Here is a 23,394-nt window from a genome sequence, read left to right as displayed (position 1 = left end):
CTCAGGCCTTTACGGAGTCTGCGGGCTCGGTCTGCACGACGGGCTCCGCCGGGGTGGCCGGAGCCTCGGGCTCGACCGGGGCGGGCTGGCGGACGGCGTCCGGGCCGAGGCGCTCGTCGTTGTGGCGCGCGCCCTCGCTGAGGGCCACCGTCCGGGCGAGGTCGGTGATCTTCTTCTCGAGCGAGCGGAAGCGCAGGAAGGTGTTGAGCGTGAGGAAGCCCATGGCCAGGACCATCACGTACAGCACCAGGTCGGTGCCGCGGCCGACGCCGAGCTGCTGGGCCAGCCAGGTCACGTCGGTGGGCCGCAGGACGGCGTACACGTTGACGAGGACGAACACCGAGAAGGCGATGCGCTTCCAGGCACGGGTCTTCGCCTGGTCCCAGTTGCGTATGAACATGAGGGCCAGCGACACGGAGCCCAGGATGAGCACCAGCTGGATCCAGAAGTACTTCATCGGCGGCCACGCTCCCGCAGGGTGATGTCGAAGAGGATGTTGACGCCGTTGATCAGGGACTGACCCTTGGCGCGCGAATACTCGGTGTACAGGATGTCCACGGGGACCTCGACGACGCGCAGTCCGGAGCCGGCCAGGTAGCCGACGATCTCGGAGGCGTGGGCCATGCCGTTGTGGGTGATCTGCAGCTTCTCCGCCGCCGCGCGGCCCAGGACGCGCAGGCCGTTGTGCGCGTCGGTGAGGTTGAGCTTGCGGGCGGTCGGGCTGACGGCCGCGGCCGTGCGCAGCACGACCCGCTTGATCCACGGCACTTGGCCGTTCTGCTCGATGAAGCGGGAGCCGAGCACCACGTCGGCCTCGTCGGAGCGCAGGACGGCGACCATCTTCTCGACGTCGTGGGTCTGGTGCTGGCCGTCGGCGTCGAAGGTGGCGAAGTAGCGGGCTCCCGGCTGGGAGAGGGCGTACTTCAGACCGGTCTGCAGGGCTGCGCCCTGGCCGAGGTTGACCGGGTGCTGCACGAGGTGGGCGCCGGTGGAGGCGATGTGCTTCGCGGAGTCGTCCGAACTGCCGTCGTCGACGACGACTATGTTCGGAAAGGTCTTGCGCGCTCCCTCGACGACATCGGCGATCACCTGGCCCTCGTTATAGGCCGGTATGACCAGCCAGACATCGTCGTATTGGGACACGGTAGCTCCAGCGGAATGTGGCACATGCGAGTGCTCGGGGATCTGTGGGACTTCGGAGGCGGGCACGGTCACTTCCCGGCTGCGCCGGCGCCCAGCGGGCTCGCGACGTCCGTCTGCCCGGGGCTGTCGCCGGCTCCCGGAACGGCTTCCGGGAACTTCAGTCTCAGCGCTGCCAGCATAGCGAGGACGGTGGCGACGGAGCCGAGGGCATAGGCCAGGATCACACGGAGAGCCACGTCGCCGGGGGCGAAGGTGACGCACACGAGCACGGCGGTACCGATGGCCCAGCAGAGCAGCTGCAGGTTGTGCCGCTTGAATACCATCAGCGCCTGACCGAGCACCATCGCGAACATGTACGCCACGGTGCCGGCGGACAACAGGAAGAAGTCGAAGCGGCCCAGGGCGGGCTGGGCTCCGAAGAGGACGCCGATCAGCCAGGGGCCCAGCACGGTGGCGGGGATGCCGCCGAGCAGGCCGAGCGCTCCGACGACCATGCCGATCCGGCGCAGCATCGCCGAGAAGGCGGCCCGGTCGCCGCCCTGGAAGGCGGCGCTGAGCCCGTTGAGCAGCGAGGCCTGCAGCGAGCCGAAGACGAAGAGCGGTACCCGGGCCAGGACCAGGGCGTTCAACAGGGCCGCGATCAGCACGCTGTCCGTGGGCGCGAGCAGCTTGGTGCTCATCACGGAGGCGTTGACCACGACTTGGGACAGCAGGGTCGAGCAGATCAGCAGGCCCAGCCCGGACGTCAGTTCGCGCCAGGCGATCTGCTCGCCGGGTTCGACGACGCGCAGCAGCGCGGGCAGCGTGACCACGGCGGCGATGACCGGCGCCAGCGCCAGTACGAGGCTGAAGGCGAGCGCGGAGTCCGGTACGGCCACGGCGCAGCCGAAGGCGAGCACGATCCGCAGCCCGCCGTCGACGGCGAGCTGGGTGCCGTACGCGCCGAACCGGCCGAGGCCGGCCAGCACCCCGCGGGTGAGGTAGCAGACGGCCATGCCGGTGAAGGCGCCGCCGAGGGCCGCCACCAGGGACCGGTCCCCGTGGAAGAGCACGTCCGCGATGGGGCCCGCGGCCGCCGCGAGCACGAGCAGGGTCGCCCCGAGGATCGCCGCGGTGAGCAGGGTGGCCCGGCGCAGGACGGGGCCCGCGCCGTGGCCGTCGACCGCGCGGGCGGCGACGATCCGGGTGAGTTCCTGCTCGATGGGGAAGAAGATGCCGAGCCCGATCGCCATCACGATCGTCCACAGCACCGAGACGTTCGCCATGGCTTCCGTGGACAGGCTGTGGCCGGCCACGCCGAGGTGGACGTACGAAGCCGCCCCGAGCACGACGGTGCCGCCGGCCACCGCGACGGTGCCCGGCGGCAGGGCCGCGCTGATCTTGCTCAGCAGGGGACTCATCCCGCGTGGCCGTTCCTGTCCGCGCCCTCGGGCGCGGCGAAGGCGGGCAGGGCCAGGGCCGCTGCCAGCTGCTCGCTCCAGTCGGCGAGCGGGGACAGGCCGGCCTCGGCCCAGCGGTCGTGCGCGAGCACGCTGAACGCCGGGCGGACGGCGGGCCGTACGAACGCGGAGGAGTCGGTGGGACGGATCCGCTCGGGGTCCAGTCCGCTCAGCCGGTAGGTCTCGCGGGCCAGCCCGAACCAGGTGGTCCGGCCGCTCGCGGTGCCGTGGTAGACGCCGCCGGGGGCGCGGCCCGCGAGGGCGGCCTGCCCGAGCTCGACGAGGCGGCGGGCCAGCGCGTAGGACCAGGTGGGCTGGCCGTGCTGGTCGTCGACCACGTCGAGGGTGTCCCGCTGGGCGGCCAGCTTGAGCATGGTGGCGACGAAGTTCGGGCCGTGCTCGCCGTACAGCCAGGCGGTGCGGACCACGTAGCCGTGCTGCGGCAGCAGTTCGGCCACGGCCTGCTCGCCGACCAGCTTCGAGCGGCCGTACGCGTTGACCGGGCCGGTCGCGGCGTCCTCGGCGTACGGCTGCTCGGCGTCGCCGGGCAGCACGTAGTCGGTGGACACGTGCAGCAGGCGGGCGCCGGCCGCGGCACAGGCCTCGGCCAGGACGCGCACGCCGGTGCCGTTGACGGCGGTGGCGGCCTCTTCGGAGGTCTCGGCACCGTCGACGTCGGTCCAGGCGGCGCAGTTCACGACCACGGCCGCGCCCTCGACGGCGGCCCGGACGGCGGCCGGGTCGGTGATGTCGAGGTCGGCGCGGCGCAGGCCGACGGCCTCGATGCCGGCGTCCTTGAGGACGGCCAGGACGTCCTGGCCGAGCATGCCGGCGGCGCCGGTGACGAGCCAGCGGGCGCCGGCGGTGCTGTCTGTTGCTTCCGTTGCTTCCGCGGCGGTCACTTCTGCAGCGCTGCCTTGGCCTTCAGGGGCTCCCACCAGGCGCGGTTCTCGCGGTACCAGTCGATGGTGGACGCGATGCCCTCCTCGAAGGTGACCTGCGGGGCGTAGCCGAGCTCCGAGCCGATCTTGCTGATGTCGATGGAGTAGCGCAGGTCGTGGCCCTTGCGGTCCTCGACGCGCTCGACCATCTCCCAGCCCAGCCCGGCGGACTCCAGCAGGACGCCGGTGAGCTCCTTGTTGGTGAGCTCGACGCCGCCGCCGATGTTGTAGACCTCGCCGCCGCGGCCCTTGCGCATGGCCAGGTCGATGCCGCGGCAGTGGTCGGAGACGTGCAGCCAGTCGCGCACGTTGCCGCCGTTGCCGTACAGCGGGACCTTCTTGCCGTCCATCAGGTTCGAGACGAACAGCGGGATGACCTTCTCCGGGAACTGGTAGTGCCCGTAGTTGTTGGAGCAGCGCGTGACCACGACGTCCATGCCGTGCGTGCGGGCGTAGGCCAGCGCGAGCAGGTCGGAGGAGGCCTTGGAGGCGGAGTACGGGGAGTTGGGCACCAGCGGCCACTCCTCGGTCCAGGAGCCCTCGCTGATCGAGCCGTAGACCTCGTCGGTGGAGATGTGGACGAAGCGGCCGACGCCGTGCTTGCGGGCGGCGTCCAGGAGGACCTGGGTACCCACCACGTTGGTCATCACGAAGGGGCCCGCGCCGGCGATCGAGCGGTCCACGTGGGACTCGGCCGCGAAGTGCACGACGACGTCGTGACCGGGCATCACCTGGTCGACGGCCTCCGCGTCGCAGATGTCGCCCTTGACGAAGGAGTAGCCGGCATGGCCGGCGACCGGGGCGAGGTTGGCTTCGACGCCGGAATACGTCAGCTTGTCGAAGACGGTGATCTGGGCCGTGGGGTCCGAACCGAGCTGCTGGCGGACGAATTCTGAACCGATGAAGCCGGCGCCGCCGGTCACAAGGATGCGCATAATACAAACAGTCTAGCCGCTCGCCTACTCCACCACGGCCGTCCGCCCGCTCCCCGCCGGGCCCGGACGGCGCGCCTCCACCGGTCTCGCATAGGGTTGTGCCCATGCGTGGAATTCTCTTGGCCGGCGGCACCGGATCCCGACTCTGGCCGCTGACGCGGGCAGTGTCGAAGCAGCTGCTGCCCGTCTTCGACAAGCCGATGATCTACTACCCGCTCTCGACGCTGGTCATGGCGGGGATCAGCGAGATCCTCGTCATCACCACCCCGGACGACCGCGACCAGTTCGAGCGCCTGCTCGGCGACGGCTCGCAGTTCGGCATCCGGCTGGAGTACGCCGTCCAGGAGCGCCCCGAGGGCATCGCCCAGGCCTTCGTGCTCGGCGCCGACTTCATCGGCGACGACTCCGTCGCCCTGATCCTCGGCGACAACATCTTCCACGGCAGTGGCCTCGGCACCCGCCTGGCGCAGCACACCGACGCCAAGGGCGGCCGGGTCTTCGCGTACCCGGTGGCGGACCCGACGGCGTACGGCGTGGTCGAGTTCGACGGGAACGGCCAGGCCATCTCCATCGAGGAGAAGCCGACCCACCCCAAGTCCCGTTACGCCGTGCCCGGTCTGTACTTCTACGACAACCAGGTCGTGGAGATCGCCCGAGGCCTGAAGCCCAGCGCCCGCGGGGAGCTGGAGATCACGGCCGTCAACGACGCGTACCTCCAGGCCGGTGAGCTGAATGTCACCATCCTCGACCGCGGTACCGCCTGGCTGGACACCGGCACCTTCGTCTCGATGGTGCAGGCCTCGGAGTTCGTGCGCGTGATCGAGGAGCGACAGGGCTTCAAGATCGGCTGCATCGAGGAAGCCGCCTGGCGGGCGGGTCTCATCGACTCCGCGCAGCTGCGCGCGCTGGCCGAGCCGCTCGTCAAGAGCGGTTACGGCGACTACCTGATCGGTCTGCTCGAAGAGGAGGCCGCGCGATGAAGTTCCGCGAACTCTCCATCGAGGGCGTGTTCGAGGTAACCCCCCAGCAGCACGGTGACCCGCGCGGCATGTTCATGGAGTGGTACCGCTTCGACCACCTCGCCGAGGTCGTCGGGCACCCGCTGAACCTGGCGCAGGCCAACCTCTCGGTCTCCCAGCGCGGCGTGGTGCGCGGCATCCACTTCGCCGACGTCCCGCGCGGCCAGGCCAAGTACGTCACCTGCGTGCGCGGCGCCGTGCTCGACATCATCGTGGACATCCGGGTCGGCTCCCCGACCTTCGGCCGCTGGGAGGGCGTCCGGCTGGACGACGTCGACCGCCGCGCCGTCTACATCCCCGAGGGCATGGGCCACGGCTTCTGCGCACTGACGGACGACGCCACGCTGTCCTACGTCTGCTCGGAGACGTACAACCCGACGGGCGAGCACTCGGTCCACCCGCTCGACCCCGACCTGGGCATCGACTGGCCGGCGGACGTCCCGCTGCTGTCGGCCCGCGACGACGCGGCCCCCTCGCTGGCCGACGCCATCGCGTCCGGCCTCCTGCCGGACTACGCCGCCTGCATCGAGTTCACGGAGTCCCTGCGGGTGAAGTGACCGCCGCGCACGGAGCGACGCAAGGAAGAGGGCCGCACCCCCGGGGGTGCGGCCCTCTTCGCGTACCCGCCCGCGGCACGCGGCACCGGCACGCGGCACCGGCACGCGGGCCCGTACGAGGAAGGGCCCCTCCCCCCGTCGCGTGAACGACGGGGAAGGGGCCCTCCTGTCAAACATGGTGCCCGCTCGCACGGGCTACCAGGTCAGAACACGAATTACTTCGTGATCTTGGTGACCTGGCCGGCGCCCACGGTACGACCACCCTCACGGATGGCGAACTTCAGGCCCTCCTCCATGGCGACCGGCTGAATCAGCGTGACCGTCATCTCGGTGTTGTCGCCCGGCATGACCATCTCCGTGCCGGCCGGCAGGGTGACGACACCCGTGACGTCCGTGGTACGGAAGTAGAACTGGGGACGGTAGTTGTTGAAGAACGGGGTGTGACGGCCACCCTCGTCCTTCGACAGGATGTACGACTGGGCCTCGAACTCGGTGTGCGGCGTGACCGAACCGGGCTTGATGATGACCTGGCCGCGCTCGACGTCCTCGCGCTTGATGCCACGGAGGAGCAGACCGACGTTCTCGCCCGCCTGGCCCTCGTCGAGCAGCTTGCGGAACATCTCGATACCGGTGACCGTGGTGGTGGTCTTGGTCTCCTTGATACCGATGATGTCGACGGTCTCGTTGACCTTCAGGACACCACGCTCGATACGGCCGGTGACGACGGTACCGCGACCGGTGATCGTGAAGACGTCCTCGACGGGCATGAGGAACGGCAGCTCGGTGTCACGCGGCGGGGTCGGGATCGCCTCGTCGACGGCAGCCATGAGGCCGAGAAGCTTCTCGCCCCACTCCTTGTCGCCCTCGAGCGCCTTCAGCGCGGAGACGCGGACGACCGGAAGGTCGTCGCCCGGGAAGTCGTAGTCGGAGAGGAGCTCACGAACCTCGAGCTCGACGAGCTCCAGGATCTCCTCGTCGTCCACCATGTCGGCCTTGTTCAGGGCGACGACGATGTACGGAACGCCGACCTGGCGGGCCAGGAGCACGTGCTCCTTGGTCTGCGGCATCGGGCCGTCGGTGGCGGCGACCACGAGGATCGCGCCGTCCATCTGCGCGGCACCGGTGATCATGTTCTTGATGTAGTCCGCGTGACCCGGGCAGTCGACGTGGGCGTAGTGACGCGCCTCGGTCTGGTACTCGACGTGCGCGATGGAGATGGTGATACCGCGCTGGCGCTCTTCGGGAGCCTTGTCGATCTGGTCGAAGGCCGAGGCCTCGTTCAGGTCCGGGTACGCGTCGTGCAGCACCTTGGTAATGGCGGCCGTGAGGGTCGTCTTACCGTGGTCAATGTGACCGATGGTGCCGATGTTGACGTGCGGCTTAGTCCGCTCGAACTTCGCCTTCGCCACGGGGTCCTCCTGGAGAGTGGTTCTGTACGCCTTGCTCATCGGCGCCAGGTGATCTTTGCTGGATAGCCGGTACCCCGGGGCAACGGGAGGGTTGCTCCTGTTGCCCCTGGGGCTCCGGTGACAAGCCTAAAGCGTGTACTCGGAAGAGTTACTCGCCCTTGGCCTTCGCGATGATCTCCTCGGCGACGTTCCGGGGAACCTCGGCGTAGGAGTCGAACTGCATCGAGTAGCTGGCGCGACCCGAGGTCTTGCTGCGGAGGTCTCCGACGTAGCCGAACATCTCCGAGAGGGGCACGAGGCCCTTCACGAGGCGAGCACCGTGACGCTCCTCCATGGCCTGGATCTGGCCACGACGGGAGTTGATGTCACCGATGACGTCACCCATGGACTCCTCCGGCGTGGTGACCTCGACGGCCATCATCGGCTCGAGGAGCACGGGAGAAGCCTTGCGCGCGGCCTCCTTGAACGCCTGCGAACCGGCGATCTTGAAGGCGAGCTCGGAGGAGTCGACCTCGTGGTAGCCACCGTCGAGAAGAATGACGCGGACGCCGGTCATCTCGTAGCCGGCGAGGATGCCGAACTTCATGGCTTCCTGCGCACCCGCGTCGACCGAGGGGATGTACTCCCTCGGGATGCGGCCACCGGTGACCTTGTTCACGAACTCGTACGCCGGACCGTCGGCCTCGAGGATCGGCTCGATCGCGATCTGCACCTTGGCGAACTGACCGGTACCACCGGTCTGCTTCTTGTGGGTGTAGTCGTGACGCTCCACCGTCTGGCGGATCGTCTCGCGGTAAGCGACCTGCGGCTTGCCGACGTTGGCCTCGACCTTGAACTCGCGCTTCATACGGTCGACCAGCACCTCGAGGTGCAGCTCGCCCATACCGCCGAGGATGGTCTGGCCGGTCTCTTCGTCCGAGTGAACGTGGAAGGAGGGGTCCTCCTCCGCGAGAGACTGGATGGCGACACCCAGCTTCTCCTGGTCACCCTTGGACTTGGGCTCGATGGCGACCTGAATGACCGGGGCCGGGAAGTCCATGGACTCCAGGATGACCGGGTTCTTGTCGTCACACAGCGTCTCACCGGTGGTGGTCTGCTTCAGGCCCATGACGGCGACGATGTCACCGGCGCCCACCGCTTCGATCTCTTCACGCTTGTTGGCGTGCATGCGGTAGATCTTGCCGATGCGCTCCTTCTTGCCCTTGACGGAGTTCAGCACCGCAGTGCCGGCCTCCAGGCGGCCCGAGTAAACCCGGACGAAGGTGAGCTTGCCGAGGTGCGGGTCGCGCATGATCTTGAACGCGAGCGCCGCGAGGGGCTCCTCGTCAGACGGCTTGCGCTTCACGACGACCTCGGCGTCCCGGACGTCGTGGCCTTCGATGGCCTCGATGTCCAGGGGCGACGGGAGGTAGCGGACGACGGCGTCGAGCAGGGGCTGAACACCCTTGTTCTTGAACGCCGTGCCACAGAACACCGCGGTGACGGTGGCACCCTTGTCGCCCTTGGAGCCGATGATGATGCGACGCACAGCGGCGTGCAGCTGCTCGACGGTGGGCTCGACGCCCTCGAGGAACAGCTCCATGATCTGGTCGTCGTTCTCGGCGACCGTCTCGACCAGCTTGGCGTGCCACTCTTCAGCGGCTTCCTTGTGGGTGTCCGGGATGTCGACGATGTCGTACATCTCGCCCTTGGTCGCCTCGGCGGACCAGACGAACGCCTTCATGGTGACCAGGTCGACAACGCCCTGGAAGTCCATCTCGGCACCGATGGGGAGCTGCATGACGATCGGAACCGCACCGAGGCGGTCCTTGATCATGTCGACACAGCGGTGGAACTCGGCGCCGGTGCGGTCCAGCTTGTTGACGAAGCAGATGCGCGGGACGCCGTAGCGGTCCGCCTGACGCCAAACGGTCTCGGACTGCGGCTCCACACCGGCGACACCGTCGAACACGGTGACGGCACCGTCGAGGACGCGGAGCGAACGCTCCACCTCGACCGTGAAGTCCACGTGACCCGGGGTGTCGATGATGTTGATGGTGTGGTCGACGTCTTCGAGCGGCCAGTGGCAGGTCGTCGCGGCAGACGTGATCGTGATGCCGCGCTCCTGCTCCTGCTCCATCCAGTCCATCGTGGCAGCGCCGTCGTGGACTTCACCGATCTTGTACGACACACCGGTGTAGAACAGGATGCGCTCGGTGGTGGTCGTCTTGCCCGCGTCGATGTGAGCCATGATGCCGATGTTGCGCACCTTGGCCAGGTCAAGCGAAGTGGTAGCCATATCGGCTCAGTCTTCTCTCGGTCTCGATGTGGGTTGGGACTACCAGCGGTAGTGCGCGAAGGCCTTGTTGGACTCGGCCATCTTGTGCGTGTCCTCGCGCTTCTTGACGGCAGCGCCAAGACCGTTGGAGGCGTCGAGCAGCTCGTTCATGAGGCGCTCGGTCATCGTCTTCTCGCGGCGGGCGCGGGAGTAACCCACGAGCCAGCGCAGCGCGAGGGTCGACTGACGACCCGGCTTGACCTCGATCGGCACCTGGTAGGTGGCGCCACCGACACGGCGGGACTTGACCTCAAGCGACGGCTTGACGTTCTCCAGCGCGCGCTTCAGCGTGATGACCGGGTCGTTGCCGGTCTTCTCGCGGAGGCCTTCCATGGCGCCGTAAACGATGCGCTCGGCGGTGGAGCGCTTGCCGTTCAGGAGGATCTTGTTGATGAGCGACGTCACCAGAGGAGATGCGTAGACCGGGTCGATGATGACCGGGCGCTTCGGGGCGGGGCCCTTACGAGGCATTTTTTACTTCTCCTTCTTGGCGCCGTAGCGGCTGCGGGCCTGCTTGCGGTTCTTGACAGCCTGGGTGTCAAGCGCACCGCGGATGATCTTGTAACGAACACCCGGCAGGTCCTTCACACGGCCACCACGCACGAGCACGATGGAGTGCTCCTGCAGGTTGTGTCCCTCACCCGGAATGTAAGCGGTGACCTCGATGCCAGAGGTCAGACGCACACGCGCGACCTTACGCAGCGCCGAGTTCGGCTTCTTCGGGGTGGTCGTGAACACTCGCGTGCAGACGCCACGACGCTGGGGCGAAGCCTCAAGCGCGGGGGTCTTTGTCTTCTCGACCTTGTCCTGCCGGCCCTTACGGACCAGCTGCTGGATCGTAGGCACTACTTCTCCGGTTTCTGTGTGCCGTGTAGTGAAGCTAACCTGGAACATTTGCCGACCCACGCGGTCGGGTGTGTCGGATCCGGCGGACCTCCACGCAAGCGTGGAAACGCATGAATCGCGGTGGCTGATACGGCTCAAGTGCGGTTGATGGACACGCACAGGAGCCCAGGCACACCCCAGGCACAAGGTCTGAGCGTACCCACCGCATCCACTCCGGTCAAAACAAAAGCCTCCGCCCCCGGAGCCCGAAGGCCTCTTTGACCAGTCGCCACAAGGCCGAGGCCCGAATGCGGTCCCTCCGACGTGCGGTCGTGGTGCGCGTGTGCTACGCGGGAGGCCGCCGCCCCTCGCGCGCACGCACCGTACCGGGGCGGTGGCCGTGGGACCGGGCCCCCGCTTCAGGCCTCGGGGTAGGCCCTGTCAGGCCCCGGTCCGTGCGGCACGAAGGGCCAGGAAGAGCGGCTCGTACAGCTCCTGCTCCGAGCAGGGCCCTCACCGCCTCCGGGTCGGGCGCATCGCCGCCAGGAGCATGGGCGTCAGCTCGCCGCACTCGCCGGCCCGCCCGCCCGGGTCCGCCCCCGCGGCCAGCGTGATCCCCGGCGGCCCGACCGGCGTGCCACGGGATTTCCCCGGAGCCGGTCGGCCGCACGATGCGCAACCGCGTCCCGTTCGGCAACCGCGACCCCCGCTCTCCACCGAAAGGAGGAACCCACGCGTCCGGAGCCTGCGAGCACACCCTGCGCACACCCGTCCGGACCACCCCGACGACGGCCACCCCGCCGCCCGCCCCGGTCCTCACCCCCGGCGTCCCCGTCCTGCCCCGGGCCGCCCCCGCGCCCCCACCGCCGCCGGCCCGTCACCCGCTGATGACACCGCCCGGCGTACGGGCCGCAGGGCCCCGGCGGCTCCGTGGCGAGTGGCCGTACGACGCCGACGGCCGGACACCCCGCACCCGTAGGGCGGGCGCGCCCGACGGACCCGCGCGCGCCGGGCCCGCCGTCCGGCGCCGTGGGGCGGACCGCTGGGCCACACCATGGACGCTGCACCGGACGTACCACCACCAGTCGGACAGTCGACCAGCAGGGAGCACACCCTTGGGGACCTTGGCCGTCGAGCCCGCGACGCAGAGCAGTCCACCCCCGGATCAGGACCGGCCCGCCCCGCGTCGCGCCACCCGCTTCCACGGCCCGGTCCTCGCGTTCCTCATCGCCTCGGGCGCCTTCTGCGCGTCCTGGGCTGCCCGGGGCACCTTCCCCTTCGGCACCACCGGCCGGGCCGTCAACGACCAGGCCAACCAGTACGTCCCCTTCCACCGCGCCCTGTGGGACCTGGTCCACGGCCAGGCCGCCGGCGACCTGCTCTTCAGCTGGCGCGGCGGCTTCGGACAGCAGTTCCTGTCCGACTACCACACCTACCTCGGCAACCCCTTCTCCTGGCTGGCCGTCCTCGTCCCCCGCGCACACGTGGACCTCGCCGTCTTCGCGATCACCCCGCTCACCATGGGCACCGCCGCCGCCCTGATGACCGTCTACCTCGGCAAGGTCCACCCCGGCCCGTGGTGGCAGCGGGGCGTGCTCGGCGCCGTCTACGGGCTGTGCGGCTGGGCGCTCAGCGACGCCTCGTACATCCCGATGTGGATGTGGGGCCTGGTCGCGCTCCCGCTCCTGGGCATCGCCGTCGAGTGGTGCCTGGAGGGGCGCCGCTGGCCGGGCGTGGCGCTGCTGGTCGCACTCGCCTGGTTCGGGAACTTCTACACCGCGATGATGGCGACGATGGCCGCCTGCGTGCTGCTCGCCGTCCGCCTGGCCGTACTCGACCTCACCGGAGTCCAGCGGCTGCGCGCCGTGTGGCGGGCCGGGACGGCCGCCGCGACGGGCATCCTGCTCACCCTGCCCCTCCTCCTGCCGGCGTTCCTCTCCAGCGGGGCCGCCCGGCCCACCGAGGCGGCCGCCTTCGACCCCGTCCGGATCGAGGTCTTCCTGACGGGCATGCTCCCCGGCACCCACCTGTGGGGCGGCCGGCCCCGGCTGTACGTGGCCTCGCTCGGCCTGATCCTCGCCGGGTCCTTCCTCCTCAACTCGGCCGTCGCGCGCAGGACCCGCCTGGTGTGGGCGGCGGCGGCCCTGCTCGTCGTCCTCTCGTTCCAGTTCCCGCCCACCCAGTACGTGTGGCACGGGCTGGCGGTGCCCAACGGCAACCCGTACCGCGAGACCTTCGTCTTCAGCGGAATGCTGGTGGTCATCGCCTGGCTCTCCCTGGCCCACCGGCCGCGCCCGCCGCACCTGGCGCTCGCCGCCGCCCTGCTGGTCGGCGCCGCCTTCGCACTGCGCCACACGGACGATTTCGGCGGCGCCACCTGGCCGGCCGTCCTGGGCGGCGGCGCGGTGTCCCTCCTCGCCCTGGTCCTACTGGCGCTGGGCGAGAAGCACCGGGTACTGGTCCCCGTGGCCGCGCTCCTCATGGCCGGCGTCGTCTTCGCCGAATCCACCGCCGCCGCGGTCAACGCGGACGCGCGCCGCGCCCGCGAACGCTGGGCGAAGCCGATCGCCACCTCCGGCGCGTCGATCACGAACCACTACGACGCAGTCCGCTCGGTCGAAGGCTGGCCCGCGTACCGCACCGACTCGGGCACCCCGCAGACCTCGTACAACGACGCCCTCGCCCTCCACGCGGAAGGCCCGCAGTACTACAGCAGCTACCTGCCCGAGGCCGCGTACCAGGCCCTCGAGCCCCTCGGCTACGGCTACAAGAACGACGGCCGGACCTTCTTCGGCGCCGACAACCCCGTCCTGGACGCGATCTTCTCGATCGGCGCCCGGGCCGAACCGGGTCCCGAGAAGAACAGCTGGACGGCCCGCACCTTCCCCGCCCCGCCCCTGGTCACCGTGCGCAGCGCCCCGTACGCCTCCCCCAACCCCCCGGCCAGCGTCTTCGCGCGCCAGGAAGAGGTGCTCGGCGCCACCGTCTACCGGGTCCCGCCCGTCAGCCGCGGCGGCACCGCCGCGAAGCAGCGGTACACCGCCGAGTGCGCCCCCGGCTCCGAGGCCTTCTGGTACTCGCCCCGGCTGTACGGCACGTTCGCCTTCGGAGGCACCGAGAAGCCCCTGGAGGACCGGATGGCCGGGGTCGTCCGTCTCGGCGAGGTCCCCGCCTCCGGCCGGGTCGACGTCACCGTGCGGACCCGTACCCGGGGCGGCACGGCCGGCCCGCACCCCGTCGGCTGCCTGGACCGGGCCGCGCTCGCCACGACGGTCGGCCGCCTCACCGTCACGGGCGCCACCCGGGTCACCGCGGGCGGCCACACCATCGAGGCCACCCTCCCGGAGGGTGCCTCCGGCACCGCCGTCTTCGCGATGACCGCCGTCCCCGGCTGGCACTGCTCGGCCCCGGTGAAGAGCTTCCACGGCCTGGTCTCCCTGGACATCCCGCAGGGCACGGACAAGGTCTCCTGCGCCTTCACCCCCCGGGGCCTCACCCCCGGCCTGGCCGGTGCCACCCTCGCCCTCCTGGCCCTGGCCTCGGTCACCGTGAGGGGCCTGCGCCGCCGCCGCACCGGGGACTGACGCCGGACGGGCCCGACCCCGGACGCGAAGAAGCCCCCCGCCTCTCCTCTCGGAGCGGCGGGGGGCTTCTTCGTACTGCCTACTGTCTAGCGACCTCAACCGTTGTACGGGCCGTAGTCGTAGTCCTCCAGCGGGACGGCCTGGCCGGAGCCGGTGCCGAAGGGCGAGTAGTCGATGTCGTCGTAGCCGACGGCCGAGTACATCGCGGCCTTGGCTTCCTCGGTCGGCTCGACCCGGATGTTGCGGTAGCGGGCGAGGCCCGTACCGGCCGGGATGAGCTTGCCGATGATGACGTTCTCCTTGAGGCCGATCAGGGAGTCGGACTTGGCGTTGATCGCCGCGTCCGTCAGAACCCTGGTCGTCTCCTGGAAGGACGCCGCCGACAGCCAGGACTCGGTCGCGAGCGAGGCCTTGGTGATACCCATCAGCTGCGGACGGCCGGAGGCGGGGTGACCGCCCTCGGTGACCACACGACGGTTCTCGGTCTCGAACTTCGACCGCTCGACGAGCTCGCCCGGCAGGAGCTCCGCGTCGCCGGACTCGATGATCGTCACGCGGCGCAGCATCTGCCGGATGATGATCTCGATGTGCTTGTCGTGGATCGACACGCCCTGCGAGTTGTAGACCTTCTGGACTTCGCCGACCAGGTGGACCTGGACCGCACGCTGGCCGAGGATGCGCAGCACGTCGTGCGGGTTGGTGGCACCCATGGTCAGCTTCTGGCCGACCTCGACGTGGTCGCCCTCGCCGACGATGACCTTGGCGCGCTTGGAGATCGGGAAGGCCGTCTCCTCGCTGCCGTCGTCGGGCGTGATGACGATCTTCTTCGTCTTCTCGGTCTCCTCGATCCGCACGCGGCCGGCGGCCTCGGAGATCGGGGCGACACCCTTCGGGGTACGGGCCTCGAAGAGCTCGACGACACGCGGCAGACCCTGCGTGATGTCGTCACCGGCCACACCACCGGTGTGGAAGGTACGCATCGTCAGCTGGGTACCGGGCTCACCGATGGACTGGGCGGCGATGATGCCGACCGCCTCACCGATGTCGACCAGCTTGCCGGTGGCGAGCGAGCGTCCGTAGCAGAAGGCACAGGTGCCGACCGCGGACTCACAGGTCAGGACCGAGCGGGTCTTGACCTCCTCGACGCCGTTGGCGACCAGGGCGTCGATGAGCACGTCACCGAGGTCGACGTTGGCCGGCGCGATGACCTTGCCGTCGATGACGACGTCTTCGGCCAGCATGCGGGCGTAGATCGAGGTCTCGACGTCGTCGGCCTTGCGCAGCGCGCCGTCCTCGCCGCGAACGGCGATCTTCAGCTTCAGGCCGCGCTCGGTGCCGCAGTCCTCCTCGCGGATGATGACGTCCTGCGAGACGTCCACCAGACGACGGGTGAGGTAACCCGAGTCGGCGGTACGCAGGGCGGTGTCCGCCAGACCCTTACGGGCACCGTGCGTGGAGATGAAGTACTCCAGAACGGTGAGGCCCTCACGGAAGGACGCCTTGATCGGACGCGGGATGGTCTCGTTCTTCGCGTTCGACACCAGACCACGCATACCGGCGATCTGTCGCATCTGCATCATGTTTCCTCGGGCACCCGAGTCAACCATCATGAAGATGGGGTTCGTCTTGGGGAAGTTCGCGTTCATCGCCTCGGCAACCTCGTTGGTCGCCTTGGTCCAGATCGCGATGAGCTCCTGCGTGCGCTCGTCCTTGGTGATCAGACCGCGCTCGTACTGCTTCTGGACCTTCTCGTCCAGCTCCTCGTAGCCCTTGACGATGGCCTTCTTGGCCTCGGGCACGACGACGTCGGAGATGGCCACGGTGACGCCCGAACGGGTCGCCCAGTGGAAGCCGGCCGCCTTCAGGTTGTCGAGCGTCGCCGCCACGATCACCTTGGGGTAGCGCTCCGCCAGGTCGTTGACGATCTCGGAGAGCTGCTTCTTGCCCACCGAGTAGTCGACGAACGGGTAGTCCTCGGGCAGCAGCTCGTTGAAGAGCGCGCGACCCAGGGTCGTCTTCAGACGGAAGCTGTCGCCCGGCTGGAACTCCTGCTCGCCCTCTTCGGCGATCGGGGCCACCCAGCCGCGCGGCGGGATGGTGCCCACCGGGAAGCGGATGTCCACGGCCGACTGGAGAGCCAGCTCGCCGTTGTCGAACGCCATGGTCGCCTCGGCGGTCGAGCCGAACGCACGGCCCTCGCCCTTGACGTCACGGAGCTCGCCGTCGGTGGTGAGGAAGAACAGACCCAGCACCATGTCCTGGGTCGGCATGGTGACGGGACGACCGTCGGCCGGCTTCAGGATGTTGTTCGAGGACAGCATCAGGATGCGGGCCTCGGCCTGCGCCTCTGCCGAAAGCGGCAGGTGCACGGCCATCTGGTCACCGTCGAAGTCCGCGTTGAACGCGGTGCAGACGAGCGGGTGGATCTGGATGGCCTTGCCTTCGACCAGCTGGGGCTCGAAGGCCTGGATGCCGAGGCGGTGCAGCGTGGGCGCACGGTTCAGCAGAACCGGGTGCTCGGCGATGACCTCTTCGAGCACGTCGTAGACGACCGTGCGGCCGCGCTCGACCATGCGCTTCGCCGACTTGATGTTCTGCGCGTGGTTCAGGTCGACCAGGCGCTTCATCACGAACGGCTTGAAGAGCTCCAGCGCCATGGCCTTGGGCAGACCGCACTGGTGCAGCTTCAGCTGGGGACCGACGACGATCACGGAACGCGCGGAGTAGTCCACGCGCTTGCCGAGGAGGTTCTGACGGAATCGACCCTGCTTGCCCTTCAGCATGTCGCTGAGGGACTTCAGGGGACGGTTACCGGGACCGGTCACCGGACGACCACGACGACCGTTGTCGAAGAGGGCGTCGACGGCCTCCTGAAGCATGCGCTTCTCGTTGTTCACGATGATCTCGGGGGCACCGAGGTCGAGAAGGCGCTTCAGTCGGTTGTTGCGGTTGATCACGCGGCGGTACAGGTCGTTCAGGTCGGAGGTCGCGAAGCGGCCACCGTCCAGCTGCACCATCGGACGCAGGTCCGGCGGGATCACCGGCACGCAGTCCAGAACCATGCCCTTGGGCTTGTTGCTGGTCTGCAGGAACGCGGAGACGACCTTGAGGCGCTTCAGCGCACGGGTCTTCTTCTGGCCCTTGCCGGTACGGATGATCTCGCGGAGGCGCTCGGCCTCCTCGTCGAGGTCGAAGGACTCCAGACGCTTCTGGAGCGCCGCGGCGCCCATGCAGCCGTCGAAGTACGTACCGAAGCGGTCGCGCAGCTCGCGGTAGAGCAGCTCGTCGCCCTCGAGGTCCTGGACCTTGAGGTTCTTGAAGCGGGCCCACACCTCGTCGAGGCGGTCGATCTCGCGCTGGGCGCGGTCACGGAGCTGCTTCATCTCGCGCTCGGCACCTTCGCGCACCTTGCGGCGTACGTCGGCCTTCGCGCCCTCGGCCTCGAGCTCGGCCAGGTCGGTCTCGAGCTTCTTGGCACGGCCTTCGAGGTCCGAGTCGCGTCGGTTCTCGATCTGCTGGCGCTCGACGGAGACGTGCGCCTCCAGGGACGGGAGGTCGCGGGTGCGGCGCTCGTCGTCCACGAACGTGATCATGTACGCGGCGAAGTAGATGACCTTTTCGAGGTCCTTCGGCGCGAGGTCCAGCAGGTAGCCAAGACGCGACGGAACGCCCTTGAAGTACCAGATGTGGGTGACGGGAGCGGCAAGCTCGATGTGGCCCATCCGCTCGCGGCGCACCTTGGCGCGCGTGACTTCGACGCCACAACGCTCACAGATGATGCCCTTGAAGCGGACACGCTTGTACTTGCCGCAGTAGCACTCCCAGTCCCGGGTCGGACCGAAGATCTTCTCGCAGAAGAGTCCGTCCTTCTCGGGCTTGAGGGTGCGGTAGTTGATGGTCTCCGGCTTCTTGACCTCGCCGTGGGACCAGGTTCGGATGTCGTCCGCGGTGGCAAGGCCGATCCGCAGCTCGTCGAAGAAGTTGACGTCGAGCACTGTGCGTCAATCCCTCTTTCGGGGTCGAGTCTCAATCATGGTCTGAACGGTCCCGGGGATGACGGGGGGCTCTTGAGCGAGCCCCCCGTCAGGCCCGTCAGACCTCTTCGACGCTGCTCGGCTCACGCCGGGACAGGTCGATACCGAGCTCCTCCGCCGCGCGGAAGACGTCCTCGTCGGTGTCGCGCATCTCGATGGACATGCCGTCCGAGGACAGCACCTCCACGTTGAGGCAGAGCGACTGCATTTCCTTGATGAGCACCTTGAAGGACTCGGGAATGCCCGGCTCGGGGATGTTCTCGCCCTTGACGATGGCCTCGTAGACCTTCACGCGGCCGGTCACGTCATCGGACTTGATGGTCAGCAGCTCCTGGAGGGCGTAAGCGGCGCCATAAGCCTCGAGCGCCCACACCTCCATCTCACCGAAGCGCTGGCCACCGAACTGCGCCTTACCACCCAGCGGCTGCTGCGTGATCATCGAGTACGGACCGGTCGACCGAGCGTGGAGCTTGTCATCGACCAGGTGGTGGAGCTTCAGGATGTACATGTAGCCGACCGAGACCGGCTCCGGGAACGGCTCGCCGGAGCGGCCGTCGAACAGACGCGCCTTGCCGGACGGGAGGACCAGGCGGTCCCCGTCGCGGTTCGGGATCGTGTGCTCGAACAGGCCGGAGATCTCGTCCTCACGGGCACCGTCGAACACCGGGGTGGCGACGTTGGTGCCGGGCTCGACGCGGTCGGCGCCGATGACCTTCAGTCGCTCGGCCCACTCCTCCGCGAGGCCGGAGACGTCCCAGCCGCGGCTGGCGAGCCAGCCGAGGTGGATCTCCAGGACCTGTCCCGGGTTCATTCGGGACGGGACACCCAGCGGGTTCAGGATGATGTCGACCGGCGTGCCGTCCTCAAGGAAGGGCATGTCCTCGATCGGAAGGATCTTGGAGATGACACCCTTGTTGCCGTGGCGGCCGGCGAGCTTGTCACCGTCGGTGATCTTGCGCTTCTGGGCGACGTAGACGCGGACCAGCTGGTTCACGCCCGGGGGAAGCTCGTCGCCCTCCTCGCGGTCGAAGACGCGGACACCGATGACCTTGCCGATCTCACCGTGAGGAACCTTGAGCGAGGTGTCGCGCACCTCGCGGGCCTTCTCACCGAAGATCGCGCGGAGCAGGCGCTCTTCCGGGGTCAGCTCGGTCTCGCCCTTGGGCGTGACCTTGCCGACCAGGATGTCGCCGGCGACTACGTCCGCACCGATGCGGATGATGCCGCGCTCGTCGAGGTCCGCCAGGACCTCCTCGGAGACGTTCGGGATGTCCCGGGTGATCTCCTCGGGGCCCAGCTTCGTGTCACGGGCGTCGACCTCGTGCTCCTCGATGTGGATCGAGGAGAGGACGTCGTCCTGCACGAGGCGCTGCGACAGGATGATCGCGTCCTCGTAGTTGTGACCTTCCCAGGGCATGAACGCGACGAGCAGGTTCTTGCCGAGGGCCATTTCGCCCTCTTCGGTCGCAGGACCGTCGGCGAGGACCTGGGACTCGATGATCCGGTCACCCTCGTTGACGATGACCTTCTGGTTGACCGAGGTGCCCTGGTTCGAGCGGGAGAACTTCGCGACGCGGTACGTGGTGTACGTGCCGTCGTCGTTGGCGACGGTGATGTAGTCGGCCGAGACCTCCTGGACGACACCGTCCTTCTCCGCACGGATCGAGTCACCGGCGTCGACCGCACAGCGGTACTCCATGCCGGTGCCGACGAGCGGCGCCTCCGCCTTGATGAGGGGAACGGCCTGGCGCATCATGTTCGCGCCCATGAGGGCACGGTTGGCGTCGTCGTGCTCCAGGAAGGGGATCATCGCGGTAGCGACGGACACCATCTGGCGCGGGGAGACGTCCATGTAGTCGACGTCGTCGCCGGCGATGTAGTCGATCTCGCCGCCACGACGACGAACCAGCACGCGGTTCTCGGTGAAGCGCATGTCGTCGGACAGGCCGGCGTTGGCCTGGGCGATGACGAAGCGGTCTTCCTCGTCGGCCGTCAGGTAGTCGACCTCGTCGGTGACGACACCCTCGATGACCTTGCGGTACGGGGTCTCGACGAAGCCGAACGCGTTGACGCGGCCGTAGGACGCGAGCGAGCCGATCAGACCGATGTTCGGGCCTTCAGGGGTCTCGATCGGGCACATGCGGCCGTAGTGCGACGGGTGAACGTCTCGGACCTCGAAGCCGGCCCGCTCACGGGACAGACCACCCGGGCCGAGCGCCGACAGACGGCGCTTGTGGGTGAGACCCGACAGCGGGTTGTTCTGGTCCATGAACTGCGACAGCTGGCTGGTGCCGAAGAACTCCTTGATGGAGGCGACGACCGGCCGGATGTTGATCAGGGTCTGCGGCGTGATCGCCTCGACGTCCTGGGTCGTCATCCGCTCGCGGACGACGCGCTCCATACGAGCCAGACCCGTACGGACCTGGTTCTGGATGAGCTCGCCGACGTTGCGCAGACGACGGTTGCCGAAGTGGTCGATGTCGTCGGTCTCGACGACGATCGAACGACCCGACTCACCGACGGTCTCGGTCTCACCGGCGTGCAGCTTGACCAGGTACTTGATGGTCGCGATGACGTCGTCGGTGGTGAGCACGCCGGCGTCCAGCGGCTCGTCCGCGCCGAGCTTCTTGTTCACCTTGTAGCGGCCGACCTTCGCGAGGTCGTAGCGCTTCGGGTTGAAGTAGAGGTTCTCGAGCAGCGTCTGAGCGGCCTCGCGGGTCGGCGGTTCGCCCGGACGCAGCTTGCGGTAGATGTCGAGCAGCGCGTCGTCCTGGCCCTGGGTGTGGTCCTTCTCCAGGGTGGCGCGCATGGACTCGTACTCGCCGAACTCCTCGAGGATCTGCTCAGTGGTCCAGCCGAGAGCCTTCAGGAGGACGGTGACGGACTGCTTGCGCTTGCGGTCGATGCGAACACCGACCATGTCGCGCTTGTCGATCTCCATCTCGAGCCAGGCACCCCGGGAAGGGATGATCTTGGCGGCGAAGATGTCCTTGTCGGACGTCTTGTCGATGGAGGAGTCGAAGTAGACACCGGGGGAACGGACGAGCTGCGACACGACGACACGCTCGGTGCCGTTGATGACGAAGGTGCCCTTGTTGGTCATGAGCGGGAAATCGCCCATGAAGACCGTCTGAGACTTGATCTCTCCGGTCTCGTTGTTCGTGAACTCGGCAGTGACGAAAAGCGGCGCCGCGTACGTGAAGTCGCGGTCCTTGCACTCGTCGACCGAGTTCTTCGCCGGCTCGAAACGGTGGTCGCGGAACGTCAGCGACATCGACCCGGAGAAGTCCTCGATCGGCGAGATCTCCTCGAAGATCTCTTCCAGACCGGACTTGGTGGGAACGTCCTGTCCGCTCTCAAGCGCCGACTCGACGCGAGACTTCCAGGCGGCGTTGCCGAGCAGCCAGTCAAAGCTCTCGGTCTGCAGCGCCAGGAGGTTCGGAACCTCGAGGGGCTCCTTGATCTTTGCAAAGGAGATGCGCAGCGGGGCGGTGCTGGCACCGTTGTTCGTATTGGTCGAGGCGTTGCGCGAGGCGGCCAAGAGGGGGTCCTTCCGAGGGCTCGGACTCACTACGCGCGTACCGGTCCCAGCTGACACAGAAGACAAGCGCCCCCCATCTGGTCAAAAGGACCAGCTCAGGGCCGTTCAATCAAGTGTGCTCATGCGTGGGCATGCCCCTGGCGACGGGCAGGGGGCAGCTAACAGGCAGCGCAAAGGGTCAGTGTAGCCACTAGGCTCACTGATGTCCAGACCAGGTTTCCGGAAACCGGCAACAGGCCTTCCCCATGTCGTTTAAACAACCTTGCGTCCCGCTCGGCTCCGCATACAGAGCGCGTAACAGTACTGCCCTCTTCGTAGTCGATCCATGCCCGATGTGGACCCGATCCATGCCTCGGATCTCGGATCGGGCCTGCCGATCTCACGACGGATCTGAGAATTGCGCGCCGCGTCCCGTTCGTCAAGGCCCCCTGCTCCGAGCGGATCATCGAAGGACCCTGCCGCAGAGCAACGAAGATCACCCTACTCCCCAACGAGACAGGGGCAAATCAGGCACTCCGGGTACGCCAAAGGGCGACCACCCTTACGGGTGATCGCCCTTGGCTGAGGCCTCAGAGGGGCCTCAGAGGTGTTACTTGACCTCGACAGCCGCGCCGGCAGCCTTGAGGGACTCGGCGGCCTTGTCAGCGGCCTCCTTGGCGACCTTCTCGAGGACGGGCTTCGGAGCGCCGTCGACGAGGTCCTTGGCCTCCTTCAGGCCGAGGGAGGTCAGCTCGCGGACGACCTTGATGACCTGGATCTTCTTGTCGCCGGCACCGGTGAGGATGACGTCGAACTCGTCCTGCTCCTCGACGGCCTCGGGGGCAGCGCCGCCACCGGCGGGGCCGGCAACCGCGACGGCCGCGGCGGCGGTGACGTCGAACTTCTCCTCGAACGCCTTCACGAACTCGGAGAGCTCGATGAGGGTGAGCTCCTCGAACTGAGCGAGCAGGTCTTCCTGGCTGAGCTTCGCCATGATGGGCGATCCTTCCACTAAATCGGCAGGTGCCGGATGTATATAGAGGCGGGCGTAACGGCCCGCTTTGACCCGCGCACTAGGCGGCGCGGATCAGTGCGCGAGCCGAATTACTCGGCACCGCCCTGCTCGGCGAGCTTGACGCGAAGCGCTTCCGCAGTGCGGACGAACTTCGACGGCAGCGCCTGGAAGAGCGAGGCAGCCTGAGACTGCTTGCCCTTGAACGCGCCGGCCAGCTTGCTGAGCAGAACCTCGCGGGACTCGAGGTCCGCAAGCTTCTTGATCTCATCGGCGGTGAGCGCCTTACCATCAAGGACACCCGCCTTGATGATGAGGTTCGGGTTTTCCTTGGCGAAGTCACGCAGGCTCTTCGCCGACTCCACCGGGTCACCGGTGATGAAGGCGACCGCGGTGGGACCAGCGAAGTGCTCGTCCAGCGCGGTGATCCCGGCCTGGTTGGCCGCAATCTTGGTCAGCGTGTTCTTCACCACGGCGTACTGGGCGTTCTCACCGAGAGAGCGACGCAGCGTCTTGAGCTGCGCGACGGTGAGACCCCGGTACTCGGTCAGCACGGCGGCGTTCGAGTCGCGGAACTGGTCCGTGAGCTCGGCTACCGCGGCAGCCTTGTTGGGCGTCGGCATAGTGCGTCGGCCTCCTTCCGGGTGATGAGGACCGCT

At 68.0% G+C, this 23,394-nt stretch carries 16 protein-coding genes; 3 read left to right on the top strand and 13 right to left on the bottom strand.

The genetic code is table 11. The features are described from left to right. Nucleotide 1: 1 nt before the first annotated feature. The 5 genes from AC6CKD_RS01020 to rfbB all read right to left on the bottom strand — a co-directional run bounded on the left by AC6CKD_RS01020 (nucleotide 2) and on the right by rfbB (nucleotide 4,458). A complete protein-coding gene (locus AC6CKD_RS01020; protein ID WP_498324566.1) occupies nucleotides 2-457 on the bottom strand; it encodes a DUF2304 domain-containing protein in 456 nt (151 codons plus the stop codon). Beyond that, nucleotides 454-1,143 (bottom strand): glycosyltransferase family 2 protein, encoded by a 690-nt coding sequence (locus tag AC6CKD_RS01015; RefSeq protein WP_498324565.1) that lies wholly within the window; start codon nucleotides 1,141-1,143, stop codon nucleotides 454-456. The genes AC6CKD_RS01020 and AC6CKD_RS01015 overlap by 4 nt, the downstream gene beginning before the upstream one ends. 68 nt (nucleotides 1,144-1,211) lie before the next feature. Further along, on the bottom strand, nucleotides 1,212-2,543 hold the full coding sequence (locus AC6CKD_RS01010; RefSeq protein WP_498324564.1) for a lipopolysaccharide biosynthesis protein: 1,332 nt from the start codon (nucleotides 2,541-2,543) through the stop codon (nucleotides 1,212-1,214). After that, nucleotides 2,540-3,409: a dTDP-4-dehydrorhamnose reductase gene (gene rfbD, locus AC6CKD_RS01005; RefSeq protein ID WP_498325387.1), complete on the bottom strand. Its 870-nt coding sequence runs from the start codon at nucleotides 3,407-3,409 to the stop codon at nucleotides 2,540-2,542. The genes AC6CKD_RS01010 and rfbD overlap by 4 nt, the downstream gene beginning before the upstream one ends. A 71-nt stretch (nucleotides 3,410-3,480) precedes the next feature. Beyond that, nucleotides 3,481-4,458 (bottom strand): dTDP-glucose 4,6-dehydratase, encoded by a 978-nt coding sequence (rfbB, locus tag AC6CKD_RS01000; RefSeq protein WP_498324563.1) that lies wholly within the window; start codon nucleotides 4,456-4,458, stop codon nucleotides 3,481-3,483. 104 nt (nucleotides 4,459-4,562) lie between these two features. Between rfbB and rfbA the strand changes: the two genes are divergently transcribed. Together rfbA and rfbC are read left to right on the top strand one after the other, a co-directional pair. Further along, nucleotides 4,563-5,438, top strand: a complete 876-nt coding sequence (gene rfbA, locus AC6CKD_RS00995; RefSeq protein ID WP_478687867.1) for a glucose-1-phosphate thymidylyltransferase RfbA — start codon at nucleotides 4,563-4,565, stop codon at nucleotides 5,436-5,438. Further along, entirely contained in the window at nucleotides 5,435-6,034 is a 600-nt protein-coding gene (gene rfbC / locus AC6CKD_RS00990; protein ID WP_498324562.1) for a dTDP-4-dehydrorhamnose 3,5-epimerase, read from the top strand. The genes rfbA and rfbC overlap by 4 nt, the downstream gene beginning before the upstream one ends. Nucleotides 6,035-6,249: 215 nt before the next feature. Here rfbC and tuf read toward each other — a convergent pair whose 3' ends face one another. The 4 genes from tuf to rpsL form a co-directional block, all read right to left on the bottom strand. Beyond that, nucleotides 6,250-7,443: an elongation factor Tu gene (tuf, locus tag AC6CKD_RS00985; protein WP_112447760.1), complete on the bottom strand. Its 1,194-nt coding sequence runs from the start codon at nucleotides 7,441-7,443 to the stop codon at nucleotides 6,250-6,252. Between the two features lie 148 nt (nucleotides 7,444-7,591). Beyond that, nucleotides 7,592-9,721, bottom strand: a complete 2,130-nt coding sequence (fusA, locus tag AC6CKD_RS00980; protein WP_243333348.1) for an elongation factor G — start codon at nucleotides 9,719-9,721, stop codon at nucleotides 7,592-7,594. 39 nt (nucleotides 9,722-9,760) lie between these two features. Next, complete coding sequence (rpsG, locus tag AC6CKD_RS00975) at nucleotides 9,761-10,231, bottom strand: 30S ribosomal protein S7 (RefSeq protein ID WP_215023410.1); 471 nt, start codon at nucleotides 10,229-10,231, stop codon at nucleotides 9,761-9,763. 3 nt (nucleotides 10,232-10,234) lie between these two features. Next, the gene (rpsL, locus tag AC6CKD_RS00970; protein WP_007265893.1) at nucleotides 10,235-10,606 is read right to left on the bottom strand and encodes a 30S ribosomal protein S12; all 372 of its coding nucleotides are present in this window, start codon (nucleotides 10,604-10,606) and stop codon (nucleotides 10,235-10,237) included. 1,094 nt (nucleotides 10,607-11,700) lie between these two features. Here rpsL and AC6CKD_RS00965 point away from each other — a divergent pair. Then, nucleotides 11,701-14,169, top strand: a complete 2,469-nt coding sequence (locus AC6CKD_RS00965) for a YfhO family protein (RefSeq protein WP_498324561.1) — start codon at nucleotides 11,701-11,703, stop codon at nucleotides 14,167-14,169. 95 nt (nucleotides 14,170-14,264) lie between these two features. Here the strand turns inward: AC6CKD_RS00965 and AC6CKD_RS00960 are convergent, their stop codons facing one another. From AC6CKD_RS00960 to rplJ, 4 genes are all read right to left on the bottom strand, one after another. After that, on the bottom strand, nucleotides 14,265-18,164 hold the full coding sequence (locus tag AC6CKD_RS00960) for a DNA-directed RNA polymerase subunit beta' (protein ID WP_274549082.1): 3,900 nt from the start codon (nucleotides 18,162-18,164) through the stop codon (nucleotides 14,265-14,267). A 97-nt stretch (nucleotides 18,165-18,261) separates the two neighbouring features. After that, complete coding sequence (gene rpoB / locus AC6CKD_RS00955) at nucleotides 18,262-21,744, bottom strand: DNA-directed RNA polymerase subunit beta (RefSeq protein ID WP_243333342.1); 3,483 nt, start codon at nucleotides 21,742-21,744, stop codon at nucleotides 18,262-18,264. Nucleotides 21,745-22,333: 589 nt separating this feature from the next. Next, the gene (gene rplL / locus AC6CKD_RS00950; RefSeq protein WP_498324560.1) at nucleotides 22,334-22,717 is read right to left on the bottom strand and encodes a 50S ribosomal protein L7/L12; all 384 of its coding nucleotides are present in this window, start codon (nucleotides 22,715-22,717) and stop codon (nucleotides 22,334-22,336) included. A 110-nt stretch (nucleotides 22,718-22,827) separates the two neighbouring features. After that, nucleotides 22,828-23,358, bottom strand: a complete 531-nt coding sequence (gene rplJ / locus AC6CKD_RS00945; RefSeq protein ID WP_215023401.1) for a 50S ribosomal protein L10 — start codon at nucleotides 23,356-23,358, stop codon at nucleotides 22,828-22,830. Between the last annotated feature and the right edge of the window lie 36 nt (nucleotides 23,359-23,394).

This window comes from Streptomyces sp. GQ60, assembly GCF_059758875.1.
The sequence above is the reverse complement of the archived record's forward strand: the minus strand, read 5'-3'. Positions and strand labels throughout refer to the sequence as shown.